The sequence below is a fragment of the Salmonella enterica subsp. arizonae genome (assembly GCF_008692845.1).
In the GTDB taxonomy this organism is placed as follows: domain Bacteria; phylum Pseudomonadota; class Gammaproteobacteria; order Enterobacterales; family Enterobacteriaceae; genus Salmonella; species Salmonella arizonae.
On record NZ_VXJW01000007.1, the window covers coordinates 146,394 to 162,495 of the forward strand.

12 protein-coding genes, 3 tRNA genes and 1 pseudogene are annotated in these 16,102 nt (G+C 54.3%); 11 read left to right on the forward strand and 5 right to left on the reverse strand.

Annotated features, from left to right (window positions below):
- Positions 1 to 50 precede the first annotated feature (50 nt).
- A pseudogene (locus tag F4V61_RS22440) lies at positions 51 to 370 on the forward strand (hypothetical protein).
- Between the two features lie 136 nt (positions 371 to 506).
- On the opposite strand, the gene mscM reads toward F4V61_RS22440, so the two are convergent.
- The 3 genes from mscM to rsgA all read right to left on the reverse strand — a co-directional run bounded on the left by mscM (position 507) and on the right by rsgA (position 5,965).
- Positions 507 to 3,833 (reverse strand): miniconductance mechanosensitive channel MscM, encoded by a 3,327-nt coding sequence (gene mscM / locus F4V61_RS14690; RefSeq protein WP_079827984.1) that lies wholly within the window; start codon positions 3,831 to 3,833, stop codon positions 507 to 509.
- An 18-nt stretch (positions 3,834 to 3,851) separates the two neighbouring features.
- The gene (asd, locus tag F4V61_RS14695; RefSeq protein WP_079827987.1) at positions 3,852 to 4,820 is read right to left on the reverse strand and encodes an archaetidylserine decarboxylase; all 969 of its coding nucleotides are present in this window, start codon (positions 4,818 to 4,820) and stop codon (positions 3,852 to 3,854) included.
- 92 nt (positions 4,821 to 4,912) lie between these two features.
- Positions 4,913 to 5,965: a small ribosomal subunit biogenesis GTPase RsgA gene (rsgA, locus tag F4V61_RS14700; protein ID WP_000041944.1), complete on the reverse strand. Its 1,053-nt coding sequence runs from the start codon at positions 5,963 to 5,965 to the stop codon at positions 4,913 to 4,915.
- Positions 5,966 to 6,071: 106 nt separating this feature from the next.
- On the opposite strand from rsgA, the gene orn reads away from it, so the two are divergent.
- Positions 6,072 to 6,617 (forward strand): oligoribonuclease, encoded by a 546-nt coding sequence (gene orn / locus F4V61_RS14705; RefSeq protein WP_001271546.1) that lies wholly within the window; start codon positions 6,072 to 6,074, stop codon positions 6,615 to 6,617.
- 61 nt (positions 6,618 to 6,678) lie between these two features.
- Here the strand turns inward: orn and F4V61_RS14710 are convergent, their stop codons facing one another.
- Complete coding sequence (locus F4V61_RS14710) at positions 6,679 to 7,419, reverse strand: arginine ABC transporter substrate-binding protein (protein WP_058819844.1); 741 nt, start codon at positions 7,417 to 7,419, stop codon at positions 6,679 to 6,681.
- A 406-nt stretch (positions 7,420 to 7,825) separates the two neighbouring features.
- Here F4V61_RS14710 and F4V61_RS14715 point away from each other — a divergent pair.
- The 3 genes from F4V61_RS14715 to F4V61_RS14725 all read left to right on the forward strand — a co-directional run bounded on the left by F4V61_RS14715 (position 7,826) and on the right by F4V61_RS14725 (position 8,127).
- Positions 7,826 to 7,901: transfer RNA gene (locus F4V61_RS14715), tRNA-Gly, on the forward strand.
- A gap of 38 nt (positions 7,902 to 7,939) precedes the next feature.
- Positions 7,940 to 8,015: transfer RNA gene (locus F4V61_RS14720), tRNA-Gly, on the forward strand.
- A 36-nt stretch (positions 8,016 to 8,051) separates the two neighbouring features.
- A tRNA-Gly gene (locus F4V61_RS14725) sits at positions 8,052 to 8,127 on the forward strand.
- Positions 8,128 to 8,395: 268 nt separating this feature from the next.
- Here the strand turns inward: F4V61_RS14725 and queG are convergent.
- Positions 8,396 to 9,535, reverse strand: coding sequence for a tRNA epoxyqueuosine(34) reductase QueG (queG, locus tag F4V61_RS14730; protein WP_038397102.1), 1,140 nt, complete (start codon positions 9,533 to 9,535; stop codon positions 8,396 to 8,398).
- Here queG and nnr point away from each other — a divergent pair.
- From nnr to hfq, 6 genes are all read left to right on the forward strand, one after another.
- Positions 9,534 to 11,081, forward strand: a complete 1,548-nt coding sequence (gene nnr / locus F4V61_RS14735; protein WP_024132046.1) for a bifunctional ADP-dependent NAD(P)H-hydrate dehydratase/NAD(P)H-hydrate epimerase — start codon at positions 9,534 to 9,536, stop codon at positions 11,079 to 11,081. The two genes, queG and nnr, sit on opposite strands and share 2 nt — an antisense overlap.
- Complete coding sequence (gene tsaE / locus F4V61_RS14740) at positions 11,053 to 11,514, forward strand: tRNA (adenosine(37)-N6)-threonylcarbamoyltransferase complex ATPase subunit type 1 TsaE (protein ID WP_000981884.1); 462 nt, start codon at positions 11,053 to 11,055, stop codon at positions 11,512 to 11,514. Before nnr ends, tsaE begins: the two co-directional genes overlap by 29 nt.
- 16 nt (positions 11,515 to 11,530) lie before the next feature.
- Positions 11,531 to 12,847 (forward strand): N-acetylmuramoyl-L-alanine amidase AmiB, encoded by a 1,317-nt coding sequence (amiB, locus tag F4V61_RS14745; protein ID WP_079781484.1) that lies wholly within the window; start codon positions 11,531 to 11,533, stop codon positions 12,845 to 12,847.
- Between the two features lie 9 nt (positions 12,848 to 12,856).
- Positions 12,857 to 14,713 carry a DNA mismatch repair endonuclease MutL gene (gene mutL, locus F4V61_RS14750; RefSeq protein ID WP_080161075.1) on the forward strand — a complete coding sequence of 619 codons (1,857 nt, stop codon included), beginning with the start codon at positions 12,857 to 12,859 and terminating at the stop codon, positions 14,711 to 14,713.
- Positions 14,706 to 15,656: a tRNA (adenosine(37)-N6)-dimethylallyltransferase MiaA gene (gene miaA, locus F4V61_RS14755; RefSeq protein ID WP_058344559.1), complete on the forward strand. Its 951-nt coding sequence runs from the start codon at positions 14,706 to 14,708 to the stop codon at positions 15,654 to 15,656. The genes mutL and miaA overlap by 8 nt, the downstream gene beginning before the upstream one ends.
- Positions 15,657 to 15,738: 82 nt before the next feature.
- Positions 15,739 to 16,047, forward strand: coding sequence for an RNA chaperone Hfq (gene hfq, locus F4V61_RS14760; RefSeq protein ID WP_001051878.1), 309 nt, complete (start codon positions 15,739 to 15,741; stop codon positions 16,045 to 16,047).
- Positions 16,048 to 16,102 lie beyond the last annotated feature (55 nt).

The following is a 16,102-nucleotide window of genomic DNA, read 5'->3' on the forward strand; positions in this document are numbered from 1 at the left end:
ATAAGACCCAACGGGTCGCATCCGGCGTTTATTGCCTGATGGAGAACGTTATGAATGATAGTTCGAGAGACCCGATTATCACGGAAGATGAGGTTAGGGCACTCAATTTTACTCCGGAGGATATCCTTGAAATAGAAAAGGTTATTCTTTCTTCCGTTCATGTTACACGTCGAAAGGTTGCCATGGTAGTGGAATGTCTATTGGCACGTTAAGGGATCGCGATGAGGATAAGTGGAAACATGTGTCGGATATTTATTGTGCGTATGTTATAAGATGCCTCGTATTTCGCGGAGAACTGGTGGGTTACGGCGATTTATTCCGAATGCGCTATAGCGAAATTAACCTGCCTGTTGCCGATCTGGACGCATAATAAGTCCGAAAATGTCTGTGATCTGCGAGGAAATGCCCGATGGCGCAAGCTTATCGGGCCTACAGGTTAATTGCAGGCCCGTAGGCCGGATAAGACCCGCCGGGTCGCATCCGGCATTTCTTGCCTGGATCATGCGCTACAAACTGCCCGCCGGGCGGCTGGTTTTACCAGCTGACGTTAACGTTCTCCCCGTTTGTTTACCGCCGAGACTCTCCAGACGCATCTGGAACGGCGGGAACGGCATATCAATACCGTGCTCGCGGAAGCCCGCCAGAATCAATTGGTGGATCTCATGGCGTAACGGCATACGGTGTCCCATTTCCGCAGCATAGATACGCAGTTCGAAAATCTGAATACCCTGCTGGAGATCCACCAGAAAGATTTCAGGCGGCGGGTTATCAAGTACCAAAGAACAGCGCTGCGCCGCCGTCAGCAGAATTTGCGTCACCTCTTCGCTATTAGCATCCGCCGGCGCTGGGATGGTTAACACCACGCGCGTCACGGAGTCAGATAACGACCAGTTAATAAACTGTTCGGTGATAAACGCTTTATTCGGCACAATAATCTCTTTACGGTCCCAGTCGCTGATAGTGGTGGCGCGGGTATTGATTTTGGTCACGCTGCCGGTGAGATCGCGGATCGTCACCGTATCGCCGATACGAATTGGTTTTTCAAACAAAATAATCAGGCCGGAGATAAAGTTGGCGAAAATTTCCTGCAGACCGAAACCGAGCCCGACACCGAGCGCAGCAACCAACCACTGTAGCTTCGACCACTCAATGCCGATCATCGAGAAGCCAACCAGTCCGCCAATCAGCATTAACAAATATTTGGTGATGGTGGTGATGGCGTAACCGGTGCCCGGCGTTAAATCAAGATGCTGTAATAACGCCAGCTCCAGCAGCGCAGGTAGATTACGCACAAGCTGCGTGGTGATGATAAACACCAGAATCGCAATGAGCACCGCCCCGAGGGTAATCGGCTCCAGGCTTTCCACGCCTTGCACCGTAGAGGTGACATCCCACAGCGAAATATTCTCCAGGAAGCCGAACGCCGAATGGATTTCCGACCACAGTACGATTACCGATAGCAGGGCAATAAGCATCAGAATCGAGCGAACCAGACGCAACGACTGGGCGCTAATGGCGTCAAGATCGATTTCACTTTCATCGATGTCGACCGCGCCTTCAAGGCTGGAGGCGTGCGCTGGTTCTTCTTCGCCGCGCGCGCGCTGCGCCAACATTTCCGCCCGACGATGTTTGGCGCGGTCAAAAGCCAGTCGTCGCCGCTGGATCAGCATCCAGCGGCGAATGACGTGATAAATGACCAGCAGCAGGAACCAGATGGCGACTGAGGTTTCCAGTCTCGCCAGTAGCGCCTGCGCCGTGGCCAGATAGCCCACCGCCGCCGCCAGAATCGCGATAAGCGGCGCGCCCATCAACATATTCCACAGCAGGCTGTTGACCATGTTGTCGCCGTTGCCAGCTTTATCGAGATAGAGCGGGATGCCCGCTTTTTTCAGACTCAGAGTGACCAGCGCCAGCGCGCCGCATATCAGGATGAAGCAAAGGCGGCCCAACGAGCCGGAAAACTCCCGATCGTTAAGATTATCAAACATGATCACCGCCATAATTAGCGGCACGATCAGTCCAATGCTCATCAGGTAGTAGCGCATCGCTTTCGCTACCCGGTTTCGCGGCCAGCCGAAATGCGCCACGAACAGGCCGCCAGGGCGGGCAAAAGCGGCGCAAATCATCACTACCCACAACAGCGGTACTGTCGCCGTCACGCCATCGCCGATGGCGACGGCCAGCGGATACGGCCAGGCTTCCTGTAGACCATAACCGAGCGTCGCCCACAAGACGGGCAGCGGCGAGGCGACCAGAATCGACCAGAACAATGTCCGTAACGTCAGCGAGAAGTGATCCTGGGTGACTTTCCCGATGCGCGAGGCCGAACGCTCAAGGAAGCGGTTGAAGTGTTGGCGCGAATAGAGGCTAAACCCGACCAGCACCAGCGCGGCGAATAACGGCAGTAGCGTCTCTTTGCTGGTCAGCATCATAATGCTGGCTTTACCTAACTGATTAAACGTATCTAATGAGATAAGTCGCCGTAAATCCTGCACTAAATCAACAGGCCAGGAGAGTGATAGCGGGCTGACGTCGGCGGTCCAGAAAAGATAGCGATGGGTGGCTTCGTTAACCTCTTTAAGCGCATCCTCCAGTTGACTATTGGAAACTTTCAGTTTGGTCAGCTCCAGGATCAGCGTGTCGCCGCCCTGTAACAAGGCGTTGAGGAGTTCACGCTGCGTGCGAAGCTGGGCGTCAAGGATCCGGTTTTGCTCGGCGGTTAGCGGTTGTCCATCGGCCTGACGTATTTGCCGTAGCTGCGGCTGCTTATTAAGTAACTCTTCATAGCGCATACGGTGAACGCGTAGCTGCGCCATTTCCGTATCAAGCTGCTGCGGCTTAGGCATTTCCGGCAGGCGGGCGACCTGCGCGCGCAGCGCTTCGCCAAGCATGTTGGAAACGCCAAGCCACTTCGACTGCTCCCGCAGCGTATTGAGTGCCTGACGCACCTGTAACGTTTGGCTGGCGGCCTGTCGCTGTTGCGAGGCGACCAGATCCATCCGCTGCGCTTGTTGATTGAGCGCCTGTGACAGCTCCCGGTTGACTTTAAATTGTTCGACGATGCCTTTCGGCAGACCCGCGCTGTTTTCGGCCAGCAGCTCGGTGCTTTCCAGCGCGCGCTCCGCTTCACGTTGACGCAGGCTGTTAAGCTGATTGCGCAGCGCCTGAAGATAAGCATCTAATTGCTGACTCTGTTTTTCCGCCAGCTCGGAACGCAGACGAGCCAGTTCCTGCCGGTTGTTGGCGGACAGTTGCGCCAACTCCAGTTCGTCGACTAACGCTTTTAGTTTGGCGGACTCCGCCTGCATACTGAGACTTTGCGCCTGGCTAAGCGAAGCGCTTCCGCCTGCGGCGCCGAGCCGTCGCTCAATCTCATTAAGCTGGCGGCGGGCGTCGTTTTGCTGTTGGGGAAGCTGGCTGAGCGAGTCGGCGATCTCCCTGACGCGCTCCTGCTCCTGTTGCGCCTCGCGGGTTTTATCCAGTAGCTGGCTGCTAACCTGCAAGATCTCCTGATTTAACGCTTCGGTGGACATCTCTGGCGGTACGCTGCGAGGCTCATCGCGCAGATTATTCAACTGGGCGCGCAAGGTGGCGGATAGCTTAGGGAAATTATCAATAACGTGTTGATATTGTTTCGCGCGCTCAAGCGAGCCTTTTCGCTCTTCAAGCGCGTTTAACGCAGTCTGGAGCGCCTCAACGGCTTCCGGCTGAGCGGGCTTCGCCGCTTTTGCCTGCTCCAGTTCCTGCGTGATTTGTTTGGCGTCGGGGGCCGTTGCGGCGAACGCCCCCGTGCTGAGGCACCAGGCCATCAGAAAAGCGATAATCAGGCGCACGTCAGCGTTCTCTCTTGATTAGGTTTCGTCTTTTTTATCGTCAACCAGTGGACTGGCGTCGTGTTCGGCTTTAATTTCTTCTTCCGGCAGTGGAACAGGCTCCACCTCCGGCGCAACGAAGGCTTCGGTCGAGGTTGCCAGCGGTTGGCCAATTTTGGTGACGGACAGGTTTGCAAGCGACTCGATCAGATCCACTTTACCTGGCGCAAATAAGTTGATGACCGTGGAACCCAGTTTAAAGCGCCCCATCTCCTGGCCTTTCAGCAAGGCGACAGAATCTTCGTTTTCGCCGGCAGGCCAGGTCCAGCGCTTGATGATGCCTTCGCGCGGCGGCGTAATGGTTCCCGCCCAGACGGTTTCGATACTGCCGACAATAGTCGCGCCCACCAGAATCTGCGCCATAGGGCCGAACTCGGTATCAAACAGACAGATAACGCGCTCGTTGCGGGCAAACAGGTTGGGTACGTTTTGCGCAGTCAAATGGTTAACGGAGAACAGATCGCCCGGTACGTAGATCATTTCGCGCAGGATGCCGTTGCATGGCATATGCACGCGATGGTAGTCGCGAGGGGAGAGATACGTGGTGACAAACGTGCCGTTGCGGAACTTATCCGCCATCAGGTAGTTACCCGCCAGTAATGCCTCAAGGCTGTAATTATGGCCTTTGGCCTGCAAAATTTTATCTTCTTCGATACGGCCCAACTGGCTAATCAAGCCGTCGGCAGGCATAACCAGGATGTTAGGATCGGTATTGAGCGGGCGCACGTCATCACGCAGCGGGCGCACGAAAAAATCATTGAACGTACGATAGCTGGCGGTATCCGGTTTTTGCGTCTCTGTCATATCGACTTTGTAATACTTTACAAAGAGATCGATAACCAGTTTCGTCAGCCATCCTGCTCGTTTGCTTGCGCCCCAGCCCGCCAGGCGAGTGAGCCATAGTTTCGGCAGAATGTATTGTAGCGAAAGTTTAAATGAGTTTAACAAGGTAGCCTCCAGGCCATTGTTGTTCCTGAACCGGCAGTTATACCGGCATCCTGAAAAAAAAGGGACGATTCTAACGACGCATAGCGTATCTGTCAGTCGTCCGTATCAGAAAAGTTTTTACGCGTTTTTACCTGCGCCATACTTTCAAGAATTCGGTGATAATTTTCGAAACGGGTTTCCGCTATAGCGCCGTTCTCTACCGCCTCGCGAATGGCGCAGCCTGGATCGGCGTCATGCTTGCAGTCCCGGTATTTGCAATGTCCCAAATAGTCATGAAATTCGACAAAGCCCTGCGTGATTTGTTCCGGCTCCAGATGCCATAAGCCGAACTCGCGCACGCCAGGGGAGTCAATGACATCGCCGCCATGCGGGAAATGATACAGACGAGCAGCGGTAGTGGTATGTTGACCCAGACCGGAGACATTCGACACATCGTTCGTCAGAATCTCGTCCTGTAAGCCGAGCAGGGCGTTTAGCAGACTGGATTTTCCGACGCCGGACTGTCCGGCAAAAATACTGATGCGATCGGTTAACGCCTCTTCCAGCGGTTTCAGGCCATCCTGCGTATGGCTGGAGACCATCAGCACGCGATAGCCGATATTGCGGTAAATATCCATCTGCTCATTAACGAAGTCCATGCCTTCGTCATCCAGCAGATCAATTTTGTTCAGTACGATAAGCGGCTCAACCTGTAGGGTTTCACAGCCGACCAGATAGCGATCGATGATATTCAGTGACAGCTCCGGCAAAATCGCGGAGACGATAACGATTTGGTCAATGTTGGCGGCAATAGGCTTCACGCCGTCGTAGAAGTCCGGGCGCGTCAATACCGAGGTGCGCTCATGCACCGCTTCAACGATGCCTTTTACGTTGACGCCCTCTGCGGCGGCTTTGCCCGGACGCCAGACGACGCGATCGCCCGTCACCAGCGAGCGAATGGTGCGGCGGATATTGCAACGGTGAACCTCGCCGTCAGCAGATTCCACATCGGCATGCATACCAAAACGGCTAATGACGATACCTTCTGCAGGCTCGCCAAACAGGTTGTCATCGTAGTCGGCTTTCTCCGCGGACGTTTTTAAACGACGCTGGTGATTGGCGTTCACACGGCGCTGCTGGCCTTTGGAGAGTTTATTTTTGCTCAATCGTATTGGCTCCTGGTCGCCCATAGTGGGCAAAACATCTATGATACACGCAATTGTAGATGAATATAGTCACAGTGAATGTGACCCCTGAAGGGTGGAAAATAGCATGAGTGCCGATGAAAACAACCTGATTTGGATCGATCTGGAGATGACAGGTCTGGACCCCGAGCGCGATCGCATTATTGAGATAGCCACGCTGGTGACGGATGCCAGTCTGAATATTCTGGCGGAAGGGCCGACTATTGCGGTACATCAATCCGATGCGCAACTGGCGTTAATGGATGACTGGAACGTGCGCACCCATACCGGCAGCGGCCTAGTGGATCGCGTTAAGGCAAGTACGATGGGCGAACGTGACGCTGAACTGGCGACGATTGAATTCCTGAAAACGTGGGTGCCTGCGGGGAAGTCGCCGATTTGCGGTAACAGCATCGGTCAGGATCGGCGTTTCCTGTTTAAATATATGCCGGAACTGGAGGCTTACTTCCACTATCGCTATCTGGATGTCAGTACGCTCAAAGAACTGGCGCGCCGCTGGAAGCCGGAGATTCTGGCTGGCTTTACCAAGCAGGGCACGCACCAGGCGATGGATGATATTCGCGAGTCGGTGGCGGAACTGGCCTACTACCGCGAGCATTTCATTAAGCTGTGACGCGCGACATACCGGATGGCGACGCAAGGGCGTCTCATCCGGCAACTATCCCGGCGCAGGGTTACTGCATAAACCATTTCTCTTGCATCTGCGCATATTCCGGCGACGCTTTCACCTTGTCGAGCGCGGCATTGATCTCTTGCAATAGCGCGTCATTGCCTTTGCGTACCGCAATGCCTAACCCCTTTCCGTAATAATCAGGATCGCTGGCGCGTTCATCCATGATGGCGTAATCAGGATTGTTTTTTAGCCATTTGCCAATCGCGGCGACATCGCCAAACACGCCCTCAAGGCGGTTATTTTTCAGGTCGGTAAAGGCGTTCAGATAGCTGTCATAGGCGACTGGCGTGATCGCTTTTTGTTTATCCTGCAAATAGCGCTGATGCGTTGTACCGTTTTCCAGTCCGACTTTTTTACCTTTCAGATCGGCAAAAGTGTGATAAGCCCCTTTACGCGTGACGACGACCGCCGACAAACCTTCGTAATAAGGTTGGCTAAACGAGACCTGCTGTTCACGTTTTGGCGTTATATCCATGCCGGCAATCACCGCATCAAACTTCCTGAAGCGTAGACCGGGGATTAGGCTATCAAAGCTCTGGTTAGTGAATGAACACTCCGCTTGCATCTCTTTGCAGACCGCGTTGGCGACATCAATATCGAAACCGACAATTTTATTATCGGCATCCACGAACTCATAGGGCGCATAGGTGGCGGAGGTGCCAAAATGTAATGTTTTTGCGGAAACGGAAGCGGCGTGAACGGAGAGGCTGGCTAACAGCATGGCAATAAGCTTTTTTTTCATCTTGAACCCTGATATCGATTGGATGTTGTGGTGGTTCCGATGCGCTTCGCCCTTTAAGCGGTCTTGTGGCGGCTGGCTTAAGACACGCCAGTCGCATCGTTATCGATGCTCCTGATGATTGCTTTTATGCTGCCGTGATATTGCGTAAATGATGAGGCGCATACACCTTGCTATTATTTTTTTGGCGCAGGGTGCTATTCTGATTTTGTGCTTTTAGGCGTTGCGTGAAAAGTTTTTTGTTGAATAGCGCACGCTTTGCTCGTTTTTTGTCTTGTTTGGTGATTTAATCAGCATTCAAACAAAAATCGCGAAAAAATGCGTTCGGGGGCTTGCAGCTAAATGGATTTCTCGTATAATGCGCCTCCCGTAACGACGCAGAAATGCGAATTACGATAGCAACAGATTTGCGGGAATAGCTCAGTTGGTAGAGCACGACCTTGCCAAGGTCGGGGTCGCGAGTTCGAGTCTCGTTTCCCGCTCCAAAATTTGTAAGGTACTTTTTAAGTACAAACGCACCCAAGCGGGAATAGCTCAGTTGGTAGAGCACGACCTTGCCAAGGTCGGGGTCGCGAGTTCGAGTCTCGTTTCCCGCTCCAAATTTGAAAGTGCTTGTTAAGCACAGACGCACCCAAGCGGGAATAGCTCAGTTGGTAGAGCACGACCTTGCCAAGGTCGGGGTCGCGAGTTCGAGTCTCGTTTCCCGCTCCAATTCTTATCTACAGTAAAATTATCCACAACGAATATCGCGTTGGGGAACGTTTTGTTCCGCTTTCTTCAGAACCTTGTGAACAGAGTTATCCACAGGGTGGCCTATTATTCCTGGAATGCAAAAATTCATACGCAACAAGTGGAAATTATATAATTTATTGATATTTATATAAAAATTAAAATTTAAAATATTAGCGTTCTTGCTTGCCCCTTGTCTCCCTCTTGAATCGCAATGTGTTTTTATTTTTATACACAGCCTGTGAATAATTCAGGCATCGCGCACAAGCCCTTTTTCAATCACTCTGACCAGACGCTGTTTTTTCGGTAGCTGCACTTCAATGATGCAAGCGTTCCGCTTTTCAATTTGTTGCGCAACCGCCCATTCGATATGCTCATCAAGAAGTGGGTGCTCACCCTTACGACTTTCCAGCGCCGCAATAACGGCATCGCTCCATGGCGCATTCCCCAGCGCGACGGCAACATTGCGCAGCCAGCGTAAATGACCAATGCGCCGAATCGCAGAACCTTCAGTAACTTTCAGAAACTGCGTTTCGCTCCAGCGAAACAGATCAATCAACTCCGGCGCGCGCAACGCCTTGCGTGGGCTAAAATCGTCTTCGTCGGTCAACTGTGAATAACGATTCCACGGACAGATAAGCTGGCAGTCATCGCAGCCGTAAATACGGTTGCCTATTAATGGGCGAAATGCTACTGGAATAGCGCCTTCCAGCTCAATAGTGAGATAAGAAATACAGCGTCGCGCGTCCACCGTATACGGTTCGACAATCGCTCCGGTTGGGCAAATAGTCATACAGGCGACGCATTTGCCGCAACCCTCCTCGATCGGCTGGTCGACAGGCAGAGGTAAATCAATCAGCAATTCCCCCAGGAAAAAGAACGATCCCGCGTCCCGATTAAGAATAAGTGAGTGCTTACCTGTCCAGCCAAGTCCGGCTTTTTCCGCTAACGGGCGTTCAAGAATAGGTGCAGAGTCGACAAACGGTCTAAAATTCAGCGAACCGCAGTGTTGCTGGATCCGCTCGCCCAGTTTTTTTAAGCGGCTGCGTAATAGCTTATGATAATCACGCCCGAGCGCATATCGGCTAACGTAGCCCAGCGTGGGATTCTTCAACGTACTGGCAAACGCGGCGTTGGCGGGCAGATAGTTCATGCGCACGCTGATGACACGTAGCGTACCAGGTAAGAGCTCATGAGGTCGGGCGCGCATTATACCGTGGCGCGCCATCCACGCCATCTCACCGTGGTATTGTTTGTCCAGCCACGCCTGTAACGCAGGTTCGGAGGCGCTGAGGTCGGTATCGGTAATACCAACCTGCTGAAAGCCCAGCTCCAGCCCCCACTGCTTAATATTTTGCGCTAACTGATTGAGATCAAGGGGCTCTGACATTATGGACCATAACATGAAGAAAAACCCTGCAAGTATACCACATTCCATTTGGCCCGCCGATGACATCAAACGGCTGGAACGCGATGCGGCGGATGCCTTCGGACTCACACTCTATGAATTGATGCTGCGCGCTGGCGACGCGGCGTTTCGAATAGCCCGTGACATTTACCCTGACGCTCGGCACTGGTTGGTGTTGTGTGGTCATGGCAACAACGGCGGCGATGGTTATGTCGTAGCGCGACTAGCGCAAGCGGCGGGCATTAGCGTGACATTACTGGCGCAGGAGAACGACAAAGCGCTGCCTGAAGAAGCGGCGTTGGCGCGCGACGCCTGGCTGAATGCCGGCGGTATTATCCATGCAGCCGATATTATCTGGCCGGAAGCGACGGATCTGATTATCGACGCGCTGCTTGGCACTGGCATAGCCCAGGCGCCGCGCCCCCCGGTAGCCAGTCTGATTGAACAGGCTAACGCCCATCCTGCGCCGGTTGTCGCCGTCGATATCCCGTCAGGTCTGCTGGCGCAAACGGGCGCCACGCCTGGCGCGGTAATGAAGGCCGCGCATACGGTCACGTTTATCGCCCTGAAACCAGGCCTGCTGACCGGTAAAGCGCGTGATGTTACCGGCGTACTGCATTATGACGCGTTGGGACTGGAAGGCTGGCTGGCGAGCCAGACGCCGCCGCTCCGGCGTTTTGACGCGACACAGTTGGGGCAATGGTTAATGCCGCGCCGACCGACCTCGCATAAAGGCGAGCATGGTCGATTGGCGATTATCGGCGGCGACCTGGGAACTGCGGGCGCGATTCGGATGGCTGGCGAGGCGGCGCTGCGTGCGGGAGCCGGGTTAGTCAGGGTACTGACCCGTGGTGAAAACATCGCGCCGTTGCTGACGGCCCGCCCGGAACTCATGGCGCATGAACTGACGCCTCAGTCTCTGGAAGAGAGCCTGACCTGGGCTGATGTAGTGGTCATCGGTCCGGGGCTTGGGCAGCAGGCGTGGGGCAAAAAAGCTTTACAGAAAGTAGAAAACGTCCGTAAACCCATGCTGTGGGATGCGGATGCGCTGAACTTACTGGCAATCAATCCTGATAAACGTCACAATCGCGTGATTACACCGCATCCGGGAGAGGCTGCCCGTCTGTTGGGATGCTCTGTTGCAGAAATTGAAAGTGATCGCTTACTTTCAGCGCAGCGTCTGGTAAAACGGTACGGAGGCGTGGTTGTGTTAAAAGGCGCAGGAACGATTGTCGCCGCTGAACACCACCCTTTGGCTATTATTGACGCCGGCAATGCGGGAATGGCGAGCGGCGGGATGGGTGATGTACTGTCCGGCATCATCGGCGCATTGCTTGGACAGAAGTTTACCCCGTATGATGCGGCATGTGTGGGATGTGTGGCTCACGGCGCGGCGGCGGACTTACTGGCAGCGCGTTATGGCGCTCGCGGCATGCTGGCGACCGATCTTTTTACTACGCTGCGGCGTATTGTTAACCCTGATGTGATTGACGTAAACCATGATGAATCAAGTAATTCCGCTACCTGACGAGCAGGCGACGCTAGACCTGGGGCAACGGGTGGCCAACGCCTGCGATGGCGCGACCGTTATCTATCTGTATGGCGATTTAGGCGCAGGTAAAACGACGTTTAGCCGGGGATTTTTGCAGGCGTTAGGTCATAACGGTAATGTAAAAAGTCCCACCTATACGCTGGTAGAGCCTTATGCGCTTGATAACATGATGGTGTATCACTTCGACTTGTACCGTCTTGCGGACCCGGAGGAGTTGGAGTTTATGGGCATCCGAGATTATTTCGCCAACGACGCCATCTGCCTGGTGGAGTGGCCGCAACAAGGTAAAGGTGTTCTGCCCGACCCGGACGTCGAAATACATATTGATTACCAAGCGCAGGGGCGTGAGGCGCGCGTAAGCGCGGTATCCCCATCGGGTCGTTCGTTACTGGCGCGTTTAGCCGGTTAGCTATAAAGGTGGCGGGATGATTTATCGCATCAAAAATGTCGTGATAGCTGCCTTAATCCTGTTGTGCGCGCAGGCGGGCGCCGCCAGTCTCTCCGATATTCAGGTTTCCAACGGCGAGCAGCAGGCGCGCATAACGTTCAGTTTTATCGGCGAGCCGGAATATGCTTACTCACAGGACGGCAAACGCACCGTGGCGCTGGATATCAGGCAGACCGGCGTGATTCAGGGATTGCCGCTTCAGTTTAGCGGTAACAATCTGGTGAAAACGATCCGTGCCGGGACGCCGAAAGACGCGCAATCTTTACGGTTGCTTGTCGAACTGACCGAAAATGGCAAAACCGAGGCCGTGAAGCGGCAAAACGGCGGCAACTATACGGTCATTTTCACCATTAATGCCGATGTTCCGCCGCCACCGCCTGTTGTCGCTAAGCGGGTTGAAAGCGCGCCTCGCCCGACCGAGCCCGCCCGTAATCCGTTTAAATCTACCCATGATCGCCTAACCGGCGTGATCAGCAGCAATACCGTCACGCGGCCTGCGGCGCGCGCGTCGAGAGGCGCTGGCGATAAAGTAGTGATTGCTATTGATGCCGGGCATGGGGGTCAGGACCCTGGCGCGATAGGCCCGGGCGGTACGCGCGAGAAAAATGTCACCATCGCTATCGCGCGTAAGTTACGCACTTTACTGAATAACGATCCAATGTTTAAAGGCGTGCTGACGCGTGACGGCGACTATTTTATTTCGGTGATGGGGCGGTCTGACGTGGCGCGTAAGCAAAACGCCAATTTCCTTGTCTCTATTCACGCGGATGCGGCGCCAAATCGCGATGCCACCGGCGCCTCCGTCTGGGTATTGTCCAATCGTCGCGCGAACAGCGAAATGGCAAACTGGCTTGAGCAGCATGAGAAGCAGTCCGAGCTGTTAGGCGGCGCTGGCGATGTCCTGGCGAACAGTCAGTCAGACCCTTACCTGAGCCAGGCGGTACTGGATTTGCAATTCGGTCATTCGCAGCGGGTAGGGTATGATGTGGCGACGAACGTGCTAAGCCAACTGGACGGCGTGGGGTCGCTGCATAAACGCCTCCCGGAACATGCGAGCCTGGGCGTGCTGCGTTCGCCGGATATCCCGTCCATTTTGGTGGAGACGGGCTTTATCAGTAATCACGGCGAAGAGCGATTGCTGGCGAGCGACCGTTATCAGCAGCAGCTTGCTGAAGCCATTTACAAGGGGTTGCGTAAGTACTTTGAAGCGCATCCGATTCAGTCTGCGCCTCAGGGCGACCCAGGCCAGACGGCCAGTACGAACTCGCCTGGCGGAATGACCGCTGCGAATTAAGGAGATTTCATGCCGATTCAGGTTTTGCCGCCGCAGCTTGCGAACCAAATCGCCGCTGGCGAAGTGGTGGAACGCCCTGCGTCGGTTGTCAAAGAGCTGGTAGAGAATAGTCTGGATGCAGGCGCCACCCGCATTGATATCGACATCGAGCGTGGCGGTGCGAAGCTTATTCGCATTCGCGACAATGGCTGCGGCATTAAAAAAGAGGAGCTGGCGCTGGCGCTGGCCCGTCATGCCACCAGTAAAATCGCCTCGCTTGACGATCTGGAAGCGATTATTAGTCTGGGATTTCGCGGCGAAGCGTTGGCGAGTATCAGTTCGGTCTCGCGTTTGACGCTGACTTCGCGCACGGCGGAACAGTCGGAGGCCTGGCAGGCGTATGCGGAAGGGCGCGACATGGATGTGACAGTAAAACCCGCCGCGCACCCGGTTGGCACTACCCTGGAAGTTCTGGATCTCTTTTATAATACGCCCGCCCGGCGCAAGTTCATGCGTACCGAAAAAACGGAATTTAATCATATCGATGAGATCATCCGTCGTATTGCATTGGCCCGTTTTGACGTCACTCTCAATCTGTCGCACAACGGCAAATTGGTACGGCAGTATCGCGCTGTCGCCAGGGATGGGCAAAAAGAGCGCCGATTAGGCGCTATCTGCGGCACGCCGTTTCTCGAACAGGCATTGGCGATTGAATGGCAGCATGGCGATCTGAACCTGCGCGGCTGGGTCGCCGATCCGAATCACACCACCACCGCTCTGGCGGAAATTCAGTATTGCTACGTCAACGGGCGTATGATGCGCGATCGGCTGATCAACCACGCTATCCGCCAGGCGTGCGAAGAAAAACTAGGCGCGGACCAGCAACCTGCGTTTGTACTGTATCTGGAGATTGATCCGCATCAGGTGGATGTCAATGTTCATCCCGCCAAACACGAAGTGCGCTTTCATCAATCCCGGCTGGTGCATGACTTCATCTATCAAGGGGTATTGAGCGTCCTGCAACAGCAGACGGAAACGACGTTGCCGCTGGAGGAGATTGCGCCAGCGCCACGGCATGTTCCGGAAAACCGTATCGCCGCCGGGCGTAACCATTTTGCTGAGCCCGTTGTGCCAACTGCGGCGCGCGAGCCCGCGACACCACGTTATTCCGGCGGCGCATCGGGCGGTAGCGGCGGGCGTCAGTCCGTTGGCGGTTGGTCTCACGCGCAGCCGGGCTATAAGAAGCAGCAAGGCGAGGTTTACCGCGCGCTTTTACAGACGCCTGCGGCGAGCTCAACGCCAGAACCGGTTGCGCCTGTGCTTGACGGACATAGCCAGAGTTTTGGCCGCGTACTGACGATAGTCGGCGGTGACTGCGCGTTGCTGGAGCACGGAGGGAATATTCAGCTCTTGTCGCTGCCGGTTGCGGAGCGCTGGCTGCGTCAGGCGCAGCTTACGCCGGGGCAAAGTCCGGTTTGCGCGCAGCCGCTGCTGATTCCGCTGCGTTTAAAAGTAAGCGCCGATGAAAAAGCCTCACTACAAAAAGCCCAACCTTTGTTAGGGGAATTAGGCATTGAATTTCAGTCAGATGCGCAGCATGTGACCATTCGTGCAGTGCCTTTACCCTTACGACAACAAAATTTACAAATCTTGATTCCTGAACTGATAGGCTACCTGGCGCAACAGACCACATTTGCAACGGTCAATATTGCACAGTGGATAGCGCGTAATGTGCAGAGCGAACATCCGCAGTGGTCGATGGCGCAGGCCATATCCCTCCTGGCGGATGTTGAGCGGCTATGTCCGCAACTGGTAAAAGCGCCGCCGGGCGGCCTGTTACAACCTGTTGATTTACATTCGGCGATGAACGCCCTGAAGCATGAATGATGTAAGTAAGGCGAGCCTGCCTAAGGCGATATTTTTGATGGGGCCGACGGCTTCCGGCAAAACGGCGCTGGCGATAGAACTGCGTAAAGTTTTGCCAGTAGAGTTGATAAGCGTTGACTCCGCCCTCATTTATCGGGGAATGGATATTGGTACGGCCAAGCCGAGTGCCGATGAGCTGAAAGCGGCGCCGCATCGATTGCTGAATATACGCGATCCGTCGCAGGCGTATTCGGCGGCGGATTTTCGCCGCGATGCGTTAGCGCAAATGGCGGAGATCACCGCGGCGGGACGTATCCCGCTATTAGTGGGCGGTACCATGCTGTATTTTAAGGCATTGCTTGAAGGGTTATCGCCGCTGCCTTCGGCAGATCCGGAGGTCAGATCCCGGATTGAACAGCAAGCAGCGGAGCTTGGATGGGAGGTATTGCACCAGCAACTTCAGGAGATAGATCCGGTTGCCGCCGCGCGAATTCATCCAAATGATCCGCAAAGACTTTCCCGGGCACTGGAAGTTTTTTTCATTTCGGGTAAAACTTTAACGGAGCTGACGCAAACGTCAGGAGACGCGCTACCGTACCAGGTGCATCAGTTCGCTATCGCCCCGGCGAGCCGTGAATTGCTTCATCAGCGCATTGAGCTGCGTTTTCATCAGATGTTGGCTTCAGGTTTTGAAGCAGAAGTCCGGGCGCTTTTTGCCCGTGGAGATTTGCATACGGACTTGCCTTCCATCCGTTGTGTGGGATACCGCCAGATGTGGTCATACATTGAAGGCGAAATTTCATATGATGAAATGGTTTATAGAGGTGTTTGCGCCACGAGACAGTTGGCGAAGCGCCAGATGACCTGGTTGCGCGGTTGGGAAGGGGTGCGCTGGCTTGACAGTGAAAATCCCGATCGGGCGCGAAAAGAAGTATTACAGGTTGTTGGTGCTATCGCAGACTGAATGTGTACAATTGAGACGTATCGTGCGCAATTTTTCAGAATCGAAAGGTTCAAAGTACAAATAAGCATATAAGGAAAAGAGAATGGCTAAGGGGCAATCTTTACAAGATCCGTTCCTGAACGCATTGCGTCGGGAACGTGTTCCAGTTTCTATTTATTTGGTGAATGGTATTAAGCTGCAAGGTCAAATCGAGTCTTTTGATCAGTTTGTGATCCTGTTGAAAAACACGGTCAGCCAGATGGTTTATAAGCACGCGATTTCTACTGTTGTCCCGTCTCGCCCGGTTTCCCATCACAGCAACAATGCTGGTGGCGGCACCAGCAATAACTACCATCACGGTAGCAACGCGCAGGGTTCTGGTGCGCAACAGGACAGCGAAGAGACTGAATAATTTCACGCGCTGTTTATCCATGTCGGGGGCGTCAGATAATCGCCCCCGCTGGTTA